Genomic DNA, 19,880 nt, shown 5'->3' with positions numbered 1-19,880 from the left:
CGCGCGCTGGGGATCAGCCGAACAGGAGGGCGAGGACCGTGGCGCCGCCGCCCACGATGATGAGGCTGATGATGACGACCCACGCGGTGACCTTCACGCGGCGCTGCCGCGCGTCCTGGAATCCGGTGTACTCGTCGTCGTCGGCCATGCGTCCAGCTTAGGGCCGTGCGTCAGCGCGCCGGGGGTTTGGGGCGGAGCCCCATTGAGTCACTGCGTGCCGGTCGGCTCGGCGACAGTCGCGCCGAACACGGCGGGGAGCGTCGCGCTGGACAGCTCGCGCAGCTCGGCGAGGGGCACCGTGAACAGGCCCTGCACCTCCAGCGCGGGCTCGTCGCCGTCGCCGGGCGCGTCGGTCACGCCGATGCGCAGCACGGGATAGCCCCGGCCCTCGCACAGTCCGCGGAACTTGACGTCGTCCTCGCGCGGCACCGTGACGATGACGCGGCCGGTCGACTCCGAGAACAGGGCAGTCGCGGCATCCACTCCGTCGCGCTCGATGAGCTCGGTGAGCCACACGCGCGCGCCGACGCCGAAGCGCATGACGCCCTCGGCCAGGGCCTGCGCGAGGCCACCCGACGACAGGTCGTGCGCGCTGGAGACGAGCGACTGCAGCGAAGCCGCATGCAGCAGCTCGGCGAGGCGCTTCTCGTGGCTCAGGTCGACGGCAGGCGGACGGCCGCCGAGGTGGCCGTGGATCGTGCCGGCCCACGCCGACCCGCTGAGCTCGGTCGAGGTGACCCCGAGGAGGTAGACGTTCTCGCCCTCGTCCTGCCACCCCGAGGGGATGCGGCGGGCCACGTCGTCGATGATGCCGAGCACGCCGATGACCGGCGTCGGGAAGATCGGCACATCGCCGGTCTGGTTGTAGAAGCTCACGTTGCCGCCCGTGACCGGGATGCCGAGTTCGAGGCATCCGTCGGACAGGCCGTCGACGGTCTGCGAGAACTGCCACATGACCTCGGGGTTCTCCGGCGAGCCGAAGTTGAGGCAGTCGGTGACGGCCGTGGGGATCGCGCCCGTCACGGCGACGTTGCGGTACGCCTCGGCGAGAGCCAGCTTGGCGCCCTCGTAGGGGTCGAGCTGGCAGTAGCGGCTGTTGCAGTCGGTCGCGATCGCGAAGCCGAGGCCCGAGTGCTCGTCGACGCGCACCATGCCGGCGTCGTCGGGGAACGAGAGGGCGGTGTTGCCCATGACGTAGCGGTCGTACTGGTTGGTGACCCAGTCGACGTCGGCGAGGTTGGGGCTCGCGACGAGCTGGGTGAACTGCGCGCGCAGCGTCTCGGGGTCGACAGGCCGCGGGAGAGCCGCGGCGGCGTCGTCGTGGAGCGCGTCGATCCACGTCGGGTAAGCGACGGGGCGCTCGTAGACGGGGCCGTCGACCGCGACCGTCGAGGGGTCGACGTTCACGATCTCCTCGCCGTGCCAGAAGATCTGAAGGCGGCCGTCGCCGGTCACCTCGCCGAGCACGCTCGTCTCGACATCCCACTTGCCGACGACCTCGAGGAAGGCATCCAGCTTCTCGGGCGCGACGATCGCCATCATGCGCTCCTGGCTCTCGCTCATGAGGATCTCCTCCGGCGTGAGCGAGGGGTCGCGCAGCAGCACGTTCTCGAGGTCGACGCGCATGCCCGAGCCGCCGTTGGCGGCCAGCTCGCTCGTCGCGCACGAGATGCCGGCGGCGCCGAGGTCCTGGATCGCCTCGACGAGCTCGCCGCGGTAGAGCTCGAGACAGCACTCGATGAGCACCTTCTCGGCGAACGGGTCGCCCACCTGGACGGCGGGGCGCTTGGTGGGGCCGCCCTCCGAGAACGTGTCGGAGGCGAGGATGGATGCTCCGCCGATGCCGTCGCCGCCCGTGCGGGCTCCGAACAGCACGACCTTGTTGCCGGCGCCGGTGGCGTTGGCGAGCTTGAGGTCTTCGTGGCGGAGGACCCCGACCGCGAGGGCGTTGACGAGCGGGTTGCCCTGGTAGACGGCGTCGAACACCGTCTCGCCGCCGATGTTGGGCAGGCCGAGGCAGTTGCCGTAGAACGAGATGCCCGACACCACGCCGTGCACGACGCGCGCCGTGTCGGGGTCGGAGATGTCGCCGAAGCGCAGCTGGTCCATGACGGCGACGGGGCGCGCGCCCATGGAGATGATGTCGCGCACGATGCCGCCGACGCCCGTCGCGGCGCCCTGGAACGGCTCGATGTAGCTCGGGTGGTTGTGCGACTCGACCTTGAACGTCACGGCCCAGCCTTCGCCGATGTCGACGACGCCGGCGTTCTGGCCCATGCCGACCATGAGCCGTTCCCTCATCTCGTCGGAGACCTTCTCGCCGAACTTCCGGAGGTAGATCTTCGACGACTTGTACGAGCAGTGCTCCGACCACATGACGGAGTACATGGCGAGCTCGCCCGAGGTGGGGCGCCGGCCGAGGATCTCGCGGATCTTGTCGTACTCGTCGGCCTTGAGGCCGAGCGCCGCGTACGGCTGCTCGCGCTCGGGAGTCGCGACGGCGTTCTCGACGGTGTCGGCGACGGGGCGCGCAGACGTGGATGAGGAGGAGGTGGTCATGCGGCTGAGCTCCAGGAATCGCGGGCGCCGGACGCACCAAGTCTAATCGGGGTCTTGACGCGTCTGATCGGCGGAGCTAACGTACAACCAAATGGTTGTACAAACGGAGCTCGAAGACGATGAGATCGACCGGATCTTCCACGCACTCGCCGCGGCGACGCGGCGGGACATCCTGCGTCGCACGATCGAGCGGGAGCAGTCGGTCTCGACTCTCGCTCGCGACTACGACATGTCGTTCGCCGCGGTGCAGAAGCACGTCGCGGTGCTCGAGGCCGCCGGCCTCGTCGTCAAGCGGGCCGAGGGGCGCGAGCGCCTCGTCCGGGCGGATCCGAGCATGATCGCCCGCGCCCGCGCCCTGCTCGACCGCTTCGAGGCGATGTGGCGCTCGCGCGTCGACCGCCTCGACGCGCTGCTCGCCGAAGAGACCGAAGAAGAACCGACCACCACCGAAGGAGAGTGACATGCCTGTCACCGACGTCACGACCGACCCCGAATCGCTCACCATGACGCTGACCGCGGAGTTCGCCGCACCGGTCGAGCGCCTCTGGACGGCGTTCACCGACCCGAGCCAGCTCGAGCGCTTCTGGGGCCCTCCCGGCTGGCCGGCGACGTTCCCGCGCTTCGACTTCACGGTAGGCGGCGGCGCCGACTACTACATGACCAGCCCCAAGGGCGAGAAGGCCGGCGGGTCGTGGGAGTTCCTCGAGATCGACGAGCCGCGGGGCTTCACGGTGCTCGACTCGTTCGTCGACGACCTGGGCAAGCCCGCCGAGGGGATGCCGTCGATGCGCGTCGTGTTCGCGTTCGAGTCGACCGACTCGGGGTCCAAACTGACCAACACGTCGTACTTCACCTCGTCCGAGGCGCTCGAGCAGGTCGTCGCGATGGGCGCCGTCGAGGGGTCGACGATGGCCCTCAACCAGCTCGACCGCGTGCTGCAGAGCCTGCGCGAGTACTCCGAGGGCAAGGGGACGCAGACCGAGATCATCGACGACACCCACGTGCGCATCACGCGTCTCGTCGAAGGGCCGCGCGATCTCGTGTGGCGTGCGCATCAGGAGCCCGAGCTCATGCAGCAGTGGCTCCTCGGTCCCGACGGCTGGCGCATGTCGGTGTGCGAGATCGACCCGTCCGTCGGCGGCACCTACCGCTACGCGTGGGAGCCCGTCGACGGAACTCCCGGCCAGGCGTTCGGCTTCGACGGCGAGACGCTCCTGTCCGAAGCGCCGCGCCGCGCGGTGACGACCGAGCACATGACGGGAACCGACTTCCCGTCGACGCTCAACGACCTGAGCCTCGAGGAGGAGGACGGCGCGACCCTCATCACGCTCCTCATCGAGTACCCCGACAAGGACACCCGCGACATGGTGCTCGCAACGGGCATGACCGACGGCATGGAGACCAGCTACGCGCGTCTCGAGGGAGTGCTCGAGAAGGTCGGCTGACCTGCGGCGAGCCTCGGACCGTCCTCGGTCCGGGGCTCATCGCTGGGTAGAGTGCCGCCATGGCCGATGTCGCGTATCCGCGCGACCTCGCGCTCATCGCGGCGATCTTCGGTCTTGCCGCGTTCGTCTGGGCGGGCTGGGCCCAGGAGCACCCGCCGCGCGGCCCGGTGTGGCGTGTCGTGCTCGCTGTGCTGGGCCTCGGGGGGCTGGCGCTGGCCGCGGTGGGGATCGCGATGGCGGTCCGCGTCTGGGAGACGCCCACGGCGATCGAGCCCGGCACGCCGGAGTTCTTCTTCTACGTCGTCGTCTTCTGGGTCGAGCTGATCGGTGCGGGGATCATCGCCTTCTTCACGATCCGCGCCGGGATGTCGGACTTCGTGGCTCCCATCGTGCTCGGAGTCGTCGGCATCCACTTCTTCGCCCTCGCTCCCGTCTTCCACCAGCCGTTCCTGTTCTTCCCGGCGGTGCTGCTGACCGCGGCCGCCCTCGCGGCGGCGTTCATCGCCTCGGACGACGTCGCGCGCAGCTTCTGGTGCGGACTGTTCGGCGCGCCGGTCTTCCTCGCCTTCGGCGCCTGGGCGGCGGTCGCCGCGGCGCAGACGCTCCCCGAGTGACCTTCACGCCTCGCCCGTCGCGGGCGGTTCGGGTGCGACCATCGCCGGGTTCAGCCACCTCGTCCCCCTAGCATGGCGCTGTGGACTTCAGCATCGCCTTCACTCCTGAGAACATCGCGGTCTTCCTGACGCTGTTCGTCCTCGAGCTCGTCCTGGGGATCGACAACGTCATCTTCATCTCGGTGCTCGCCTCGAAGCTCCCGAAGGAGCTGCAGGCCCGCGCCCGCAACCTCGGCCTCACGCTCGCCATGATCATCCGGGTGATCCTGGTGTTCTTCGCCGGGTGGATCATCACGCTGACCGAGCCCGTCTTCACGATCTTCGGCATCGACTTCTCGTGGAAGGACATCATCCTCATCGCGGGTGGTCTCTTCCTCGTCTACAAGGCCGTCACCGAGATCCACCACAAGCTCGAGGGCGTCGAGGAGGGTGATCACGCCTCCGACGACGGCAAGCCCGTGACCTTCCTCTCGGTCATCGTGCAGATCCTCCTGCTCGACATCGTGTTCTCGCTCGACTCGGTCATCACGGCCGTCGGCATGACGTCGAACATGGCGATCATCGTGTCGGTCGTCGTCCTGTCGTTCGGCATCATGCTGTTCGCATCGCGCTACATCTTCGCGTTCGTCAACAAGCACCCCACGGTCAAGATGCTCGCGCTGTCGTTCCTCATGCTCATCGGCGCCTTCCTCATTGCGGAGGGCTTCCACATCCACGTCGAGAAGGCCGTCATCTACGGCTCGATGGCCTTCGCGGTGCTCGTCGAGGTGCTCAACCTCGCCGTCGCCCGCAACAGGGCGCGGCGCGAGAACAAGAAGCGCGCGACGGTGCAGCTGCTGCCGTCGTACCCCCGGATCGACGAGTCGGTCGCGGTCGGCGCAGCGCTGTCGAAGGCACCCGGCTCTGGCGCCGTCGGCCTCTCCGCGAAGCCGATCGAGGGCGACGTGGACCCCGAGGCGGAGGGTCGCGCCGGGCTCGGCTGACCTTCGCGTCGCTCGCACCCCTCGCACGTCGGACGATTCGACCTTCGTCGGATCATTCGACGCGAATCGTCCGATTCCGGTGCAATCGTCCGACGTGGGGGGGGGGAAAGGCCGCGTGACACCAGAGTGGTGTTGACGCGACACCAGAGTGGTGTCATCATGGCGTCATGAACATCGGGACCCATGTCGAGCAGCTCCAGCGTCAGCTCCTGTCGGCCGCCGCGGCCGGCGGAGCCGAGACCGAGGAGATCGCGGCCCGGCTCGCCGCGGCGCTCGACGCCGCCGGACGCCTCGCGATCCTCGAGGCGCTGTCCGAGGCCGCCGGCGAGATCACGGCCGAGCTCGCTCCCGGGTCGGTCGACGTGCGCCTGCGCGGCCGCGACGTCGAGTTCGCCGTGACCAAGCCCACGACGGCCGAGGCTCCCGCGACGGCAGCGCCCGCGGCATCCCTTCCCGAAGAAGGGGAGGATGCCTCGACCTCGCGCACGACGATCCGTCTGCCCGAGGCGCTCAAGGCCCGCGCCGAGCGCGCCGCCGAAGCCGAAGGCCTCTCGCTCAACCAGTGGTTCGTGCGCGCCGTCTCGGCGGCGCTCGAACCGGCCCGTCGCGCGGCGCCCGAGTCGAAGGGCTCGTCGTTCACGGGGTGGGTGCGCTGATGGACGACCTCAGCTTCCCGGGCGCGACCGAGCTGCGGGCCGAGATCCAGATCGGCCGGCTCGACATCGTGGCATCCGACCGCACCGACATCTCCGTGACGGTGCGCCCGAGCAATCAGGGCCGCTCCGGCGACCGCTCGGCCGCCGAGGCCGTGCGGGTCGACCGGCAGGGCCCGGCCGTCGTCGTGACGGGTCCCTTCCGCCTCAACCTCATCGGTCCCGGAGACTCGGTCGACGTCGTCGTCGAGGTGCCGACCGGCACGGCCGTGAGCGCCGACGTCAAGTACGGCTCGATGCACATCGCCGGACGCGTCGGCGCCGCGCGGCTCGGCCTGCCGTACGGCGAGCTCACGCTCGACGACGCGGAGCGGCTCGAGGTCAAGCACGGCCACGGCGGTGTGCGCGTCGGACGCGTCGACGGCGACGCCGAGGTCACGACCAAGTCCGGCTCGGCGACGCTCCGCTCGGTCGGCGGCGCGCTGCGGCTCAAGGGCAGCGACAGCGCCCTCTCGGTCGACCACGTCGCGGGGCCCGCCGAGCTGTCGACCTCGAGCGGATCGATCGACATCGGCACGGCGGAAGGCGCCGTCACCGTCAAGGCCGCCTACGGCACAGTGCGGATCCGGCATCTCGCACGCGGCGTAACGCGCATCGAGGGGTCGTACAGCGGCGTGCACGTCGGGGTCCGGCGCGGCACGGCAGTGTGGCTCGACGCCTCGAGCCAGCACGGCACCGTGCGCACCGACCTCGCCTCCGACGCCGGCCCGACCGAGGGCGAGGACACGCTCGAGCTGCACGTCCGCACGGGCTACGGCAACATCTCCGTCCATCGCTCGGAGGCGCCGCCGGGCGCCTGACATCCGGTTTCGTCCGGGTCGAGGCATCCCCTCGCACCCGCTGTCCGGCGTGCCCGCACGCCTCCCCTCCCCACCCTGAAAGGAGTCGTCATGACTTCCGTCATCCAGACCGAAGGGCTGCGCAAGTCCTTCGGCCAACAGGTCGTGCTCGACGGCATCGACCTCGACATCGCCGGGGGCGGCGTGTTCGCCCTCCTCGGACCCAACGGCGCCGGAAAGACCACGTTCGTGCAGATCCTCTCGACGCTCATGCGCCCCGATGCCGGGACCGCGCGCGTCGAGGGCCACGACGTCGTGCGCGAGCCCGCCGCCGTACGCGCCGCGATCGGCGTCACAGGGCAGTTCTCGGCCGTCGACGACCTCCTCACGGGCGAGGAGAACCTGCGGCTCATGGCCGACCTGCGTCACCTCGGTCGCGCCGGCAAGGCCCGCGTCGCGGCGCTCCTCGAGCGCTTCGACCTCTCCGAAGCGGCGCGCAAGCCGCTCGCGCAGTTCTCGGGCGGCATGCGAAGGCGGCTCGACCTCGCGATGACGCTCGTGTCGCGCCCGCGGCTCGTCTTCCTCGACGAGCCGACGACGGGGCTCGACCCCCGCAGCCGCGTCGGCATGTGGGAGATCGTGCGCGAACTCGTCACAGAGGGCACGACCGTCCTGCTCACGACCCAGTACCTGGAGGAGGCCGACGAGCTCGCCGACCGCATCGCGGTGCTCGATCGCGGCACGATCGTCGCCGACGGAAGCCCGACCGAGCTGAAGAGACTCGTTCCGGGAGGCCGCATCCGCCTCGAATTCGAGCACCTCCGGGAACTGGATGCCGCATCCGCCGCCTTCGCCGACGCGCAGCGCGACGACGCGGCGCTCGCGCTCGACATCCCGAGCGACGGCGGCTTCGGCTCGATCCGCACCGTGGTCGACCGCCTCGACGGCCAGGGCGTCGAGGCCCGCACCCTCAGCATCCACACGCCCGATCTCGACGACGTCTTCTTCGCCCTCACGGGGCACGAAGCATCCATCCCCACGGCAACGGAGGAGGTCGCCTCATGAGCACCATCGCCGCGCCGCGCCGCAGCGTCGCCTACACCGTCTCGGACTCGCTCACGATGCTGCGCCGCAACCTCGTGCACGCCGTCCGCTACCCCGTCATCCTGTACCTCATCGCGATGCCGGTCGTCTTCCTGGTGCTGTTCGTCTACGTGTTCGGCGGCACGATGGGCGCCGGTCTCGTGCCGGGTGCTCCGGCGGCCGGCTCGGGCGAGTACCTGCAGTACCTCCTGCCCGGGATGCTGCTCGTGACGCTCGCGAGCGGAGTGTCGGGCCCTGCGATCTCGGTGTCGAAAGACCTCACCGAAGGCATCATCGCGCGATTCCGCACGATGGACATCTCGCGCTCGGCCGTGCTCTCCGGGCATGTGCTCGGCAACCTCGTGCAGTCGGTCATCGCGGTCGTCGTGGTGCTCGGAGTCGGGCTGCTCATGGGCTTCCGCGCTCCTGCGTCGGTGTGGGGATGGCTCGGGGCGGCGGGGTTCCTCACACTCATCGGCTACGCGCTGTGCTGGATGGGCGCCGCGTTCGGCGTCTTCGCCCGTGGGGTGGAGAGCGCCAGCAACCTGCCGATGCCGCTGCTCATCCTGCCGTTCCTGTCGAGCGCGTTCGTGCCGACCGAGTCGCTGCCGGTGTGGATGCAGTGGTTCGCCGAGTACCAGCCCTTCACGCCGTTCACCGAGGTCTTGCGCGGGCTCCTGTTCGCGACCCCCATCGCCGCGCTCGACGTCTGGCTCAGCTTCGGCTGGATCGCCCTGATCGGCGTCGGCGGGTGGCTCTGGGCGCGCACGACATACGAGCGCAAGACGATCCGTTGACCGGCACAATGCGCCCTCTGAGCCCGAACGGGTCGGGTTCAGGGGGCCGATTTCGTCGGGTCCGGCTGGGGATCCGGCAGAGTGTGCCCACTGAGCCCGAGGGCGGGCGCGGCCGGGGTCAGGCGCGGGCGAGGGCGTCCTCGAAGGCGACCCAGGCGAGCATCGCGCACTTGACGCGCGCCGTGTACTTCGAGACGCCGCTGAGGGCTGCCGCATCGGAGAACGTCTCCTCGTCGAGGTCGATCGTGCCGCGCGAGCGCAGCGCCGTGCGGAATCCGTCGATGAGGGCGGATGCCTCGGCTCGCGGCATCCCGCCCTCTTCGGCGACGAGCGACGCGAGCATCGAGGCCGACGACTGCGAGATGGCGCAGCCCGCGCCCTCCCACGTGACGTCGCGCACGACGTCGCCGTCGACCCGCACGCGCAGCGTGATCTCGTCGCCGCAGATGGGGTTGCGCTGGTGAGAGGTGGCGGAGCCGTCGCCTTCCTCGGCGAGGCCGAACCCCACGCGTCGCTTCGAGTGGTCGAGGATGAGCTCCTGGTAGAGCCCGTCGAGCCCGCTCATCGCCCCACCCCGAAGTAGGCCCGCGTGCCGGAGAGCACGTCGAGGAACACGTCGACCTCGGCCTCCGTCGTGTAGAGCGCCGCGGAGGCGCGCACCGAGGCGGTCAGCCCGAAGCGGCGGTGCAGCGGCTGCGCGCAGTGATGCCCGACCCGCACCGCGATGCCGCGGGCGTCGAGGAACTGGCCGACGTCGTGCGCGTGAACTCCCTCGACGTCGAATGCCGACAGAGCCACGCGCTCGACACCGGCGGCATCCCCCAGGAGCCGGATGCCGGGCATCGACCGCAAGCCGTCGCGGAGGCGCCGCTCGAGCACCTGCTCGTGCGCGTGCACGGCGGGCATGCCCACGGCCTCGAGGTAGCGCACAGCGGCCGCGAGCCCGATCGCCTGGGACACGGGCTGCGTGCCCGCTTCGAACCGCTGCGGCGGCGGCAGGTACGACGCCTCGTCGAGCGTGACGGTCGTGATCATCGACCCGCCCGTGAGGAACGGGGGCAGGGCCTCGAGCACGTCCGACCGGCCGTAGAGGCCGCCGATGCCGTAGGGCCCCAGCATCTTGTGGCCTGAGAAGACGGCGAGATCGACATCGAGTGCAGGAAGGTCGAGGGGCAGGTGGGGGGCCGACTGGCAGGCATCCATCACCGCGAGAGCACCCGCGGCGTGCGCGAGTGCGACGAGCTCGGCGACGGGGTTGACGATGCCGAGCACGTTGGACACGTGCGGGAACGCGACGATCCGCGTGCGCTCGCCGATAATCGAGGCTGCGGTGTCGAGATCGAGGGTGCCGTCGTCGCGAACGGGGATGTGCCGCAGCACGGCGCCCGTGCGGAAGGCGAGCTCCTGCCAGGGGATGAGGTTGGCGTGGTGCTCGGTCTCGGTCACCACGAGCTCGTCGCCGGGTGCGAGGGCGAAGCGACGCGCCTCGTCTCCGCCGCGTCCCGCCGTGGCGTTGCCGATCGCGTACGCGACGAGGTTGAGGCCCGCCGTGGCGCCGCTGGTCCAGACGAGCTGCTCGGGCCGGGCGCCGAGGAAGGCGGCGACGGTCGCGCGCGCGTCCTCGTAGAGCTCGGTCGCCTCGGCGGCGAGCGTGTGCGCCCCACGGTGCACGGCGGAGTTCGCCGTGGTCAGGAACGACACCTCGGCGTCGATGACGGCCTGCGGCTTCTGGCTCGTCGCGCCCGAGTCGAGGTAAACCAGCGCGCTGTCGCCGATGCGCGAGCCGAGGATCGGGAAGTCGGCCCGCAGCGTCTCGAGGTCGAGCGCCGCGGTGCGAGGAGGAGCCGTTGTCACCCTCCCAGGCTACGCGGCGCCGCGGCGGCGGGCGCGGGAGGTCCCGATCAGGGCCCTTCGAGACTCGACCGCTGCGCCGTGGGGACGTTCTCGGCCGTCGGGTCGAACGGGCGGCCCGCGCGCTCCTGACCGGGAAGCGGACGCGAACGGCGGCCGTAGATGAGCTCCGACGAGTCGAGCAGCCAGGGCACGAGGGTGATCGTGACGCCGTGGATGAGCATGAGCTGCTGCCCGATGCGGCGGGCGCGACGGTTGTGCAGGAGCGACTCCCACCAGTGGCCCACGATGTACTGCGGCAGGTACACGGTGATGACCGACGATCCGTGCTTCTCGCGGTACTGCTTGATGAAGTCGGCGACGGGCCCCGCGTAGGTGCGGTAGGGCGACTCGATGATCGTGAGCGGGATGGGCATGCGGTGCGCCTCCCACTCCTTCTGGATCGACTCGGCCTCTTCCTTCGTGACGGCGACGTGGATCGCGACGGTCTTGTCGTGTCGCGCCGCGAGGGCGTAGTCGATGGCCTTCGCGACGGGCTTCTGCAGGCGGTTGACCAGGATGAGCGCCATGTCGCCGGCGGCGCCGAAGTGCACGTCGTCGTCCATCTGGATCTCGTGCTCGACGTCGCGGTAGTACCGGTGCACGCCGACCATGAGGGTGGCGAGGACGGGGATGGCGATGAAGACGAGATAGGCGCCGTGCGTGAACTTCGTGATCGTGACGATGACGAGCACCGATACCGTCATGGCGGCCCCGATCGAGTTGATCGTGAGGCTCCTGATCGCGCCGCGGCGCTCCGCGCCCGACTTCGGGTCGCGGCGGCCCTCGGCGCGCGTCGTCTCGCGCAGCAGGCGCCGCCAGTGCCGGATCATGCCGATCTGCCCGAGCGAGAACGAGACGAAGACACCGATGATGTAGAGCTGGATGAGCGAGGTGACGTTCGCCTGGTAGATCACGATGACACCCATGGCGACGATGCCGAGGATGATCATGCCGTTCGAGAAGACGAGACGGTCGCCCCGGGTGTTGAGCGCCTTGGGCGCGTAGCCGTCGCGCGCCAGCACCGCGCCGAGCAGCGGGAAGCCGTTGAACGCCGTGTTGGCCGCCAGGAGCAGGACGGCGGCGGTCGCCGCCTGGATCACGAAGAACGGGATCGAATTCCCGCCGAAGATTCCCGCCGCGACCTGGGCGATGAGGCTCGGCTGCACCTGGGTCGCGCAGTCGAAGCCGATCAGGTCGCAGGGGTTCTCGGCGTAGTGCACTTTCGAGATGAGCGCGAGCGCCGTGAGGCCCGTGAAGAGCACGATCGCGATGCCGCCGACGAGGGCGAGTGTCGCACGGGCGTTGCGCACCTTGGGCAGGCGGAAGGCGGGCACGCCGTTGGCGACGGCCTCGACGCCCGTCAGCGCCGAGCAGCCGCTCGAGAAGGCGCGCAGCACGAGCAGGATGACCGCCGCCTGGGTCATGTCCTCGGTCTGGACGGTGTAGTCGGCGCTCGACGCGACCGGCGGATTGCCGAGGAACGTCTGGATGAGGCCCACGACGACCATGACGGCGACCGAGCCGATGAAGATGTAGGTCGGGATGGCGAAGAAGAGCGACGCCTCGCGCACACCGCGGAGGTTCACGACGACGATCAGGATGACGAAGACCACGGCCATCTCGACGCGCAGGCCGTTGAGGAAGGGAAGGGCGGAGATCAGGTTGTCGACGCCCGACGAGACCGACACGGCGACCGTCAGCACGTAGTCCACGAGCAGCGCCGACGCCACGACGACCCCGGGGATCTCGCCGATGTTCTTGCGCGCCACCTCGTAGTCGCCGCCGCCCGACGGGTAGGCCTTGATCAGCTGCCGGTAGCTCAGCACCACGACGAGGAGCACCAGGATGACGGCGCCCGCGACGAGCGGTGAGAAGGCGAGGAAGGCCAGGCCCCCGGTCATCAGGATGAGGAGCATCTCCTGCGGCGCATACGCGACCGACGACAGTGCGTCCGAGGCGAAGATGGGCAGCGCCATCCTCTTGGGAAGCAGGTGCTCGTCGGCGGCCTCGGACGAGAGAGGGTCGCCGATGAGGATGCGTTTGGCGATCGGCGATTCAGCGGGGCCGGGCTCGCGTCCGTCGGTTGTCACGGCCCGCGACACTACGCTCTCCGGCGCCGTGATGCAACGCGGCTGGCGCGGCGTTCATCCGTTCGATATGGGGCGGACTCAGGCCGAGGTTCCGAGGAACTCTCGCGCGGCGACGACGAGGGCGTCCACACCCCGCTCGATCGTGGGGTGGGGGACGGGCGCGAAGAACGGCGAGTGGTTCGTCGGGATGTCGCGCTCGAGCGTGCCGGCCGCCAGTGCGGCCGCGTAGAGCTGCGGGTCGACGCCGCCCCAGAACCAGAAGACGAGCGGCACACCCGCCTCCCGCGCGAACCACGAGACGTCTTCGCTGCCCGTGAACATGCCGGGGTCGACGACGGTGCCGGTGCCGAACGCGTCGTCGAAGGCGCGCGTGACGCGGGCCGTCGCGTCGGCGTCGTTGATCGTCGGGGGGAGTGAGTGGTCGACCGCGATGATCGGCTGCTCCTCGGCACCGGATGCCTGGGCCTCGGCGCGCACGACGCGCTCGACCTTCGCCATGATGCGGCTGCGCGCCTCGTCGTCGGGGTAGCGCAGGCTCAGCTCGAGCCTCGCCTCGGCGGGGATGATGTTGTTCTTGAGTCCCGCGTGGATCGAGCCGACCGTGACGACGGCGACGTCTCGGGGGTCGACCTCGCGCGACACGATCGTCTGCAGCCGCATGACGGTCGCTGCGGCCATGACGACGGGGTCGATCGTCGAGTGCGGGCGCGACCCGTGGCCGCCCCGCCCGAGCAGCGTGACGGTGAGCCCGTCCGACGCAGCCATCTGCGTGCCGGGGCGCACGCCGATCGTGCCGGCGGGCAACGGGGTGACGTGCTGTCCGAGCACGATGTCGGGCTTGGGGAAGCGCTCGAACACGCCGTCGGCGATCATCGCCTGCGAGCCCGCGCCGTACTCCTCGGCGGGCTGGAAGACGGCCACGACGGTGCCCGACCACTCGTCCTTCGAGCTCACGAGCCGCTCGAGTGCGCCGAGCAGCGCCGTCACGTGCAGGTCGTGGCCGCACGCGTGCATGACGGGCACGTCCTGGCCCGCGGGGTCGACGCCACGCGCCGTCGAGGCGTACTCGAGGCCGGAGCGCTCCTCGACGGGCAGGCCGTCCATGTCGGCGCGCAGCCACACGACGGGGCCCTCGCCGTTGACGATCGACGTCGCGACGCCGGTCTTGCCGAGCCCCTCGACGTACTCGAGGCCGAGGGCGGCGAGCGTCTGCACCACGACCCCCGCTGTGCGGGTCTCCTGGAACGAGAGCTCGGGGTGCCGGTGCAGGTCGAAGTAGAGCGCCTCGAGGTCGATCGTCATGCGGACGAGCCTATCCACCCGACCTCGTCGGCCACTTGCGGCGATTGGCGGTCTGGTCGGCGAATCGACGCAAGTGAACGGGGCCGGCGATGTTCAGTCGCGCCGAATCGCGGCCGTCGTGGCGAAACGCCGCAAGTGAGCGAGGGGATGCCGGGGCGGGTGGTCAGGCCGGCAGGCGGGCCGTCGATCCGCGCACGATGAGCTCGAACGGCAGGTCGGCGCGTGCGCGGTCGCCGGCGGGCGCGTCCAGTTCCGCGAGGATCGCGTCGGCGGCGCGCTCACCCTGCGCGAGCGGGAACTGATCGACCGTCGTGAGGCGGAAGAACTCGCCGAGCTCATGGCCGTCGATGCCGACGACCGAGAGGTCCTCCGGCACGCGGTAGCCGAGTTCGCGCGCGGCGAGCAGGGCGCCGATCGCCATCTCGTCCGATGCCGCGAAGATCGCCGTCGGACGCTCGCCCGGCCGCCCCATCAGCTGCTTCGCGGCCCGGAATCCGCCTTCGATCGTGAAGTCGGCGGGCTCGAACAGGGCGGCCCGGGCCGGGATGCCGGCATCCGTCATCGCCACCTCGAATCCCTGTCGCCGCTGCGTCGGGATGTGGAAGTCCAGGTCGAACTCCTGGCTCGCGCCGATGTGCGCGATGGCGGTGTGGCCGAGCGCGATGAGGTGCTCGGTCGCGAGCCGGGCGACCGTGATGTCGTCGACCGTGAGCGTCGTGAGCTTGGGGTTGGGCCCGCCGATCGCGATGACGGGAAGGCCGAGCTCGAGCAGCAGATCCGTCTCCTCGTCGCCGAGCTCGATCGAGATCGCGATGACGCCGTCGACGCGCTGCCGGCGCAGGAAGGTGTCGAAGATCTCGCGCCGCTGCGTGCGGTCGGCCGTCAGCGTGTAGAGCGTGATGTCGTACCCGCGGCGCTGCAGCGCCGTCGCGATGCCGCTCAGCACGGTCGAGAAGAACCACCGGTCGAGGAACGGCACGAGCACGCCGATGTTGCGCGTGCGACCCGAGGCGAGGCTCGATGCCGACGCCGACACGACGTAGCCGAGGCTCTTCGCAGCGGCTTCGACGCGCGCCCGCGTCGGGTCGGACACGTGCCCGCGACCGCTCAGCGCCCGCGAGACCGTCGCCGTCGAGACCCCCGCCTCGCGCGCCACTTCGTCGATGCTGACCACGTCGCCGCACCCCCCTTCAGCCGAGCGCAGACGTCAGTCGTCGGCGAGCCAGACCGCGGTGTCGGTCGGGAGCGTCCGCGGGCCGAGCGGCCCGCTCGACGCGATCACGATACCGTCCGGCAGGGCGACAGGAGCGTTCGACGCGTTGGCGACGACCGTGATGCTGCCGTTGCGGAACGCCAGCACGCCTTCGCCCAAGCCTTCGAGCCACTCCAGCGAGCCCGAGCCGAGGTGCCGCGCGCGGCGCGACGACAGCAGCGACCGGTACAGCGAGAGAGTGGATGCCTCGTCCGCCGCCTGCGCGTCCCGCGCGAGCACCGCCCACTCGGCGGGCTGCGGAAGCCACGACTCACCGGTCGGGCTGAAGCCGTAGGCCGCGGCGTCCGAGGTCCACGGCAGCGGCACGCGGCAGCCGTCGCGGCCGTACCGCTCGCCGCCCGTGCGGAACCACGTGGGATCCTGGCGGGCGTCGTCGGCGAGCTCGATGACCTCGGGCAGGCCGAGCTCTTCGCCCTGATAGACGTAGGCGGAGCCCGGGAGGGCGAGCATCACCGTCGTCGCGGCGCGGGCGCGGCGCAGGCCGACGTCGGGGATGGGCTTGCCGGGCGAGAGCGGTCCGATGCCGTGCCCCTGCGGGTTCTCGGCCGTGAGAGCGAGGCGTGACGCGTGCCGCACGACGTCGTGGTTCGACAGCACCCACGTGCTGGGGGCGCCGACGGCGTGGAAGGCGCGCAGCGACGCCGTGATGACGGCGCGGAGGGCCGCGGCATCCCACTCCGTCTCGAGGTAGGCGAAGTTGAACGCCTGGTGCATCTCGTCGGGGCGCACCCACTGGGCGGTCCGCTCGGGCGTGGGCAGCCACGCCTCGGCGCACAGGGCGCGGTCGCCGTCGTACTCGGCGAGCAGGAGGTTCCAGTCGCGGTACACCTCGTGCACGCCGTCCTGGCCCCAGTAGGGCACGTCGGCTGCATCGCCGCCCATCGAGCCGCCCTCAGGGTCGGGCGTGTGGTCGGGGAGTCCCTCGGCCTTGACGAGACCGTGCGCGACGTCGACCCGGAAGCCGTCGACGCCGCGGTCGAGCCAGAAGCGCAGGATGCGGCGGAACTCCTCGCGCACCTCGTCGTTCGACCAGTCGAAGTCGGGCTGCGACGAGTCGAACAGGTGCAGGTACCACTGGCCGAGCGTGCCGTCGGCCTCGACGACGCGCGTCCAGGCGGGGCCGCCGAAGACCGACTCCCAGTTGTTCGGCGGCACGTCGCCGTCCAGGCCGAGGCCGTCGCGGAAGAGGTAGCGGGCGCGCTCGCGGCTTCCGGGGCGGGCCGCGAGGGCCTCCTGGAACCACGCGTGCTGGTCCGACGAATGGTTGGGCACGAGGTCGACGATGATCCGGATGCCGCGGGCGTGCGCCTGCGCGAGCAGCTCGTCGAAGTCGGCGAGCGTGCCGAACAGCGGGTCGACGTCGCAGTAGTCCGAGACGTCGTAGCCGGCGTCCTTCTGGGGGGAGCGCTGGAAGGGGCTCAGCCACAGGGCGTCGACGCCGAGGGCCTCGAGGTCGGCGAGCCGCGACGTCACGCCCGGCAGGTCGCCGACGCCGTCGCCCGAGCTGTCGGAGAAGGAGCGGGGGTAGATCTGGTAGATCACGGCCGTGCGCCACCATTCGGCGCCGGGGGTGCTCGTGCGCGCGTCGAGGGTGATCGTGCGCGCGCCGGGGGTGGCGAGTTCGGGCGATGTCATGCAGACCAGGGTAATGCAAGCGCTTACATTCCGGATGCGCGGGCCTCGATGACCGGGCCTCCCCTTGTAGGGTGGCGCCGTGGCGACCATCGATCTGACCCGCGCCGAATCCCTCATCCGCACCATCCCGGACTACCCCGAGCCCGGGGTGCTGTTCCGCGACATCACGCCGCTGCTGGCGGATGCCGCAGCCCTGCGCAGCTGCATCGACGCCATCATCGAGCCGTTCGCGGGCGAGTTCGACGTCGTCGCCGGCATCGAAGCGCGCGGATTCCTGCTCGCGGGGGCCGTCGCCATCGCGGCGGAGGTCGGCCTCGTGCCGATACGCAAAGCCGGGAAGCTGCCTCGGCCCGCGGCATCCGTCTCCTATGCCCTGGAGTACGGCGAAGCGACGATCGAGGCGCACGACGACATCGCCGAGGGCACGCGGGTGCTCCTCGTGGACGATGTGCTCGCGACCGGCGGCACGCTCCAGGCGGCGCATGACCTCATGGCGACGCTCGGCGGCGTGGTGGTCGGCACGTCGGTGCTCATGGAGCTCGACGCCCTCGGCGGACGCGAGGTCGTCGGCGACGTGCACACCCTCTTCCACGCCTGACGGGATCGTTGCGGGCCGGTTTCACACCGTGAATTCCGCGTGACGAGTGCGGTCGGGGGCTGGATCCGGCGCACCGGCGTCTTCTAGCCTCGGCGGACACGATGGGTCCGTGATGACCCGCCCGGGCGGCAAAGCGCACGGACGGGGCGTCTCCCGGAGGAGGGGGAGCGCGCATCCGGCGACCTGCGGATCCTGGGCGCAGTACCGAGGGCAGTGCGCAGGCGCCCCTCGCTCAGACGGCGGCGGAGGCCCGGGATGCGGATCCCGGGCACCGCCGGCGTCGACCCCGGGGCGGGCTCGGGGACCGCCCCGATCGACCGGTCAGACGAAGGTCGGCAGGTCGAGCCACGCGTCGGGGGCGGCATCCACTCCCTCGCGCACGACGGTCCCCTCGATGAGCCCGTACGGACGGTCGGCGGCGAAGAACACCTCGTTGGGGTTCTCGAGGCCGAAGGGCGAGAGGTCGTAGACGAAGTGGTGCTTGTTGGGCATCGCGAAGCGCACCTCCGCGATCTCGGGCCGCGCCTCGATCGCGGCGGCGCCCATCGCGAACAGGGTCTGCTGCAGCGCGAGCGAGTGCACGGTCGCGAACGTCGACAGCAGCACTGCCGTGACCTCGGCGTAGAGGCCGTTGTAGTCGATGCCCGCCTCGACGGCGTCGGGCAGGAAGCGCCAGCGCCCCGTCACCGAAGTCGCCATGATTCGGTCGTCGGTCTCGACGAGCGTCGTGTACCGGTCGCGCGGGAAGCCGGCGAACTCGCTGCCCGTCGACTTCAGCACGACGAGGTCCTTGACGCCGCCGGTCACGTGCGTCGCGCCGCCCTCGACCTGCACGGACGCAAGGCGCGTGCCGCGGCCCGACCGCACGAAGGAGTGGTCGTGGGGCTGCCCGTCGACGAGGATTCGCTCCCACTCGTACTGCTCGGCCTGCCAGAGCCCGCCATCGATCCAGTCGAACTCCGTCGTGAAGTGCCGCGACAGCGTCAGCAGGAACTCCTCCGGAGAAGGGATGCCGTGCGCCTTCGCGAACGCGAACACGGTGTTCTTCTGCGTGTCGGTCGCGACGACCTTGCTGTTGTCGCCCGTGAGATACGAGTCGGCGAGGGCCGCGCTGCGCAGCTGCGAGGAGACGCTCAGATCGACGATCTCGTGGCGCGGGGTGTCGCGCACGATCCGCACGACGCGGTTCTCCGCCTTGCCGTACTTGTTGGCGCCGAGGCTCACCCTGACCATGATCAGCTCCCTCTGTAGGTCGAGTACGCGAACGGGCTGAGCAGCAGCGGCACGTGGCAGTGCCTGCTCGATCCCTCGGTCTCGGCTTCGACGATGAAGGTCACGATGACGTATGGGTAGAACGTCGGGGCGCCGCGGGCGGCGAAGTACTCGCCGGTCAGGAAGGTCAAGGTGTAATCGCCGGGCTCGAGCGCGTCGGGACCGATCGCGAGGCGGCCGTCGGCATCCGTGACGCCGTGAGCGATGATCGCGCCGGCGGTCTCGGCGACGACGGAATCGCCGGATGCCGCTGCCAGCACGACTCCGATGCCGCGGGCGGGTTCGCCCGTCGCGGCATCCAGGACGTGCGTCGTGACGTGGGTCATGCGGGGATCCTCTCGTTCGTGACCGTCGCCCGCAGTCGCAGCACTGCGATCTGGGCGAGCTGGTCGAGGGCTTCGACGGTCTCGGCCCCGTCGTCGTTGTCGAGGCGCCGCTCGAGCTCGGTGAGCATCTCGTCAGGCGTGCGGCCCGCCGCCCGGATGAGGAAGACCCGCCCGAACCGCTGCTCGTATGCGGCGTTGCCTGCCGCGATCGCCCGCGCGACGGCTTCGGCCGCCGTCGCCATCGACGACTGTTCGCGACGGGATGCCGCGGCCTCGGCGCCCGATCCCATTGCGCGCTCGCCGATGCGGGGGTGGTGGGCGAGAGCCGTGTCGAGGTCTGCGCGGGTCCAGTCGGCGGCCTCCGCGGCAGCCGTCGCTGCCAGCTCGTCGACGCTGCCGTACGGGCGACCCGCGACGACGGCATCCACCCACCCGGGGATCGCCGCCCACACGCCCACGGTCTCCGCGGCCGTGGCGGTGTCGAGGGCGTTGAACTCGGCGAGCTCCATGGGCTCACG

General features: G+C 70.6%; 20 protein-coding genes. 9 read left to right on the top strand and 11 right to left on the bottom strand.

Annotated features, from left to right (window positions below; translation table 11 throughout):
- Positions 1–13 precede the first annotated feature (13 nt).
- Entirely contained in the window at positions 14–148 is a 135-nt protein-coding gene (locus ACH3VR_RS15230) for a hypothetical protein (RefSeq protein ID WP_397557168.1), read from the bottom strand.
- 59 nt (positions 149–207) lie between these two features.
- Positions 208–2,559: a phosphoribosylformylglycinamidine synthase subunit PurL gene (gene purL, locus ACH3VR_RS15225; protein WP_397557167.1), complete on the bottom strand. Its 2,352-nt coding sequence runs from the start codon at positions 2,557–2,559 to the stop codon at positions 208–210.
- A 91-nt stretch (positions 2,560–2,650) separates the two neighbouring features.
- Here purL and ACH3VR_RS15220 point away from each other — a divergent pair, with 91 nt between their 5' ends.
- The 8 genes from ACH3VR_RS15220 (at position 2,651) to ACH3VR_RS15185 (ending at position 8,973) form a co-directional block, all read left to right on the top strand.
- Positions 2,651–3,019 carry an ArsR/SmtB family transcription factor gene (locus tag ACH3VR_RS15220; RefSeq protein ID WP_397557166.1) on the top strand — a complete coding sequence of 123 codons (369 nt, stop codon included), beginning with the start codon at positions 2,651–2,653 and terminating at the stop codon, positions 3,017–3,019.
- A 1-nt stretch (position 3,020) separates the two neighbouring features.
- A complete protein-coding gene (locus tag ACH3VR_RS15215; RefSeq protein ID WP_397557165.1) occupies positions 3,021–4,004 on the top strand; it encodes an SRPBCC family protein in 984 nt (327 codons plus the stop codon).
- Between the two features lie 59 nt (positions 4,005–4,063).
- Complete coding sequence (locus tag ACH3VR_RS15210) at positions 4,064–4,618, top strand: hypothetical protein (RefSeq protein ID WP_397557164.1); 555 nt, start codon at positions 4,064–4,066, stop codon at positions 4,616–4,618.
- A gap of 80 nt (positions 4,619–4,698) precedes the next feature.
- On the top strand, positions 4,699–5,601 hold the full coding sequence (locus ACH3VR_RS15205; RefSeq protein ID WP_397557163.1) for a TerC family protein: 903 nt from the start codon (positions 4,699–4,701) through the stop codon (positions 5,599–5,601).
- Between the two features lie 167 nt (positions 5,602–5,768).
- On the top strand, positions 5,769–6,257 hold the full coding sequence (locus ACH3VR_RS15200) for a toxin-antitoxin system HicB family antitoxin (RefSeq protein WP_397557162.1): 489 nt from the start codon (positions 5,769–5,771) through the stop codon (positions 6,255–6,257).
- Positions 6,257–7,114, top strand: coding sequence for a DUF4097 family beta strand repeat-containing protein (locus tag ACH3VR_RS15195; protein ID WP_397557161.1), 858 nt, complete (start codon positions 6,257–6,259; stop codon positions 7,112–7,114). The genes ACH3VR_RS15200 and ACH3VR_RS15195 overlap by 1 nt, the downstream gene beginning before the upstream one ends.
- A 90-nt stretch (positions 7,115–7,204) precedes the next feature.
- Positions 7,205–8,158, top strand: coding sequence for an ATP-binding cassette domain-containing protein (locus tag ACH3VR_RS15190; RefSeq protein ID WP_397557160.1), 954 nt, complete (start codon positions 7,205–7,207; stop codon positions 8,156–8,158).
- Entirely contained in the window at positions 8,155–8,973 is an 819-nt protein-coding gene (locus ACH3VR_RS15185; protein WP_397557159.1) for an ABC transporter permease, read from the top strand. The genes ACH3VR_RS15190 and ACH3VR_RS15185 overlap by 4 nt, the downstream gene beginning before the upstream one ends.
- A 118-nt stretch (positions 8,974–9,091) precedes the next feature.
- On the opposite strand, the gene sufU is transcribed toward ACH3VR_RS15185, so the two are convergent.
- From sufU to ACH3VR_RS15155, 6 genes are all read right to left on the bottom strand, one after another.
- Positions 9,092–9,538, bottom strand: coding sequence for a Fe-S cluster assembly sulfur transfer protein SufU (gene sufU, locus ACH3VR_RS15180; protein WP_397557158.1), 447 nt, complete (start codon positions 9,536–9,538; stop codon positions 9,092–9,094).
- On the bottom strand, positions 9,535–10,827 hold the full coding sequence (locus ACH3VR_RS15175) for an aminotransferase class V-fold PLP-dependent enzyme (protein ID WP_397557157.1): 1,293 nt from the start codon (positions 10,825–10,827) through the stop codon (positions 9,535–9,537). Before ACH3VR_RS15175 ends, sufU begins: the two co-directional genes overlap by 4 nt.
- Positions 10,828–10,874: 47 nt before the next feature.
- A complete protein-coding gene (locus ACH3VR_RS15170) occupies positions 10,875–12,968 on the bottom strand; it encodes an APC family permease (protein WP_397557156.1) in 2,094 nt (697 codons plus the stop codon).
- Positions 12,969–13,034: 66 nt separating this feature from the next.
- Positions 13,035–14,258 carry an amidohydrolase gene (locus tag ACH3VR_RS15165; protein WP_397557155.1) on the bottom strand — a complete coding sequence of 408 codons (1,224 nt, stop codon included), beginning with the start codon at positions 14,256–14,258 and terminating at the stop codon, positions 13,035–13,037.
- 163 nt (positions 14,259–14,421) lie between these two features.
- Positions 14,422–15,432, bottom strand: a complete 1,011-nt coding sequence (locus ACH3VR_RS15160) for a LacI family DNA-binding transcriptional regulator (protein WP_397557154.1) — start codon at positions 15,430–15,432, stop codon at positions 14,422–14,424.
- 33 nt (positions 15,433–15,465) lie between these two features.
- A complete protein-coding gene (locus tag ACH3VR_RS15155; protein ID WP_397557153.1) occupies positions 15,466–17,166 on the bottom strand; it encodes a glycoside hydrolase family 13 protein in 1,701 nt (566 codons plus the stop codon).
- A gap of 79 nt (positions 17,167–17,245) precedes the next feature.
- Between ACH3VR_RS15155 and ACH3VR_RS15150 the strand changes: the two genes are divergently transcribed.
- Entirely contained in the window at positions 17,246–17,764 is a 519-nt protein-coding gene (locus tag ACH3VR_RS15150) for an adenine phosphoribosyltransferase (protein ID WP_397557152.1), read from the top strand.
- A 321-nt stretch (positions 17,765–18,085) separates the two neighbouring features.
- Here ACH3VR_RS15150 and pucL read toward each other — a convergent pair whose 3' ends face one another.
- The 3 genes from pucL to uraD are packed head-to-tail and all read right to left on the bottom strand — an operon-like array spanning position 18,086 to position 19,871.
- Entirely contained in the window at positions 18,086–18,997 is a 912-nt protein-coding gene (gene pucL / locus ACH3VR_RS15145; RefSeq protein WP_397557151.1) for a factor-independent urate hydroxylase, read from the bottom strand.
- Between the two features lie 2 nt (positions 18,998–18,999).
- Positions 19,000–19,362 (bottom strand): hydroxyisourate hydrolase, encoded by a 363-nt coding sequence (uraH, locus tag ACH3VR_RS15140; protein WP_397557150.1) that lies wholly within the window; start codon positions 19,360–19,362, stop codon positions 19,000–19,002.
- Positions 19,359–19,871: a 2-oxo-4-hydroxy-4-carboxy-5-ureidoimidazoline decarboxylase gene (gene uraD / locus ACH3VR_RS15135; protein ID WP_397557149.1), complete on the bottom strand. Its 513-nt coding sequence runs from the start codon at positions 19,869–19,871 to the stop codon at positions 19,359–19,361. The genes uraH and uraD overlap by 4 nt, the downstream gene beginning before the upstream one ends.
- Positions 19,872–19,880: the final 9 nt, after the last annotated feature.

This window comes from Microbacterium alkaliflavum (genome assembly GCF_044325405.1).
Classification (GTDB): Bacteria; Actinomycetota; Actinomycetes; order Actinomycetales; family Microbacteriaceae; genus Microbacterium; species Microbacterium alkaliflavum.
Note: the sequence above shows the minus strand (reverse complement) of the source record. Positions and strands in the feature narration are given on the sequence as shown.

Bases quoted from the DNA above. Each gene is read 5' to 3' on its own strand.
- ACH3VR_RS15230 (WP_397557168.1), bottom strand. From the start codon at position 148: ATGGCCGACGACGACGAGTACACCGGATTCCAGGACGCGCGGCAGCGC.
- purL (WP_397557167.1), bottom strand. From the start codon at position 2,559: ATGACCACCTCCTCCTCATCCACGTCTGCGCGCCCCGTCGCCGACACC.
- ACH3VR_RS15220 (WP_397557166.1), top strand. From the start codon at position 2,651: ATGGTTGTACAAACGGAGCTCGAAGACGATGAGATCGACCGGATCTTC.
- ACH3VR_RS15215 (WP_397557165.1), top strand. From the start codon at position 3,021: ATGCCTGTCACCGACGTCACGACCGACCCCGAATCGCTCACCATGACG.
- ACH3VR_RS15210 (WP_397557164.1), top strand. From the start codon at position 4,064: ATGGCCGATGTCGCGTATCCGCGCGACCTCGCGCTCATCGCGGCGATC.
- ACH3VR_RS15200 (WP_397557162.1), top strand. From the start codon at position 5,769: ATGAACATCGGGACCCATGTCGAGCAGCTCCAGCGTCAGCTCCTGTCG.
- ACH3VR_RS15195 (WP_397557161.1), top strand. From the start codon at position 6,257: ATGGACGACCTCAGCTTCCCGGGCGCGACCGAGCTGCGGGCCGAGATC.
- ACH3VR_RS15190 (WP_397557160.1), top strand. From the start codon at position 7,205: ATGACTTCCGTCATCCAGACCGAAGGGCTGCGCAAGTCCTTCGGCCAA.
- ACH3VR_RS15185 (WP_397557159.1), top strand. From the start codon at position 8,155: ATGAGCACCATCGCCGCGCCGCGCCGCAGCGTCGCCTACACCGTCTCG.
- sufU (WP_397557158.1), bottom strand. From the start codon at position 9,538: ATGAGCGGGCTCGACGGGCTCTACCAGGAGCTCATCCTCGACCACTCG.
- ACH3VR_RS15165 (WP_397557155.1), bottom strand. From the start codon at position 14,258: ATGACGATCGACCTCGAGGCGCTCTACTTCGACCTGCACCGGCACCCC.
- ACH3VR_RS15155 (WP_397557153.1), bottom strand. From the start codon at position 17,166: ATGACATCGCCCGAACTCGCCACCCCCGGCGCGCGCACGATCACCCTC.
- pucL (WP_397557151.1), bottom strand. From the start codon at position 18,997: ATGGTCAGGGTGAGCCTCGGCGCCAACAAGTACGGCAAGGCGGAGAAC.
- uraH (WP_397557150.1), bottom strand. From the start codon at position 19,362: ATGACCCACGTCACGACGCACGTCCTGGATGCCGCGACGGGCGAACCC.
- uraD (WP_397557149.1), bottom strand. From the start codon at position 19,871: ATGGAGCTCGCCGAGTTCAACGCCCTCGACACCGCCACGGCCGCGGAG.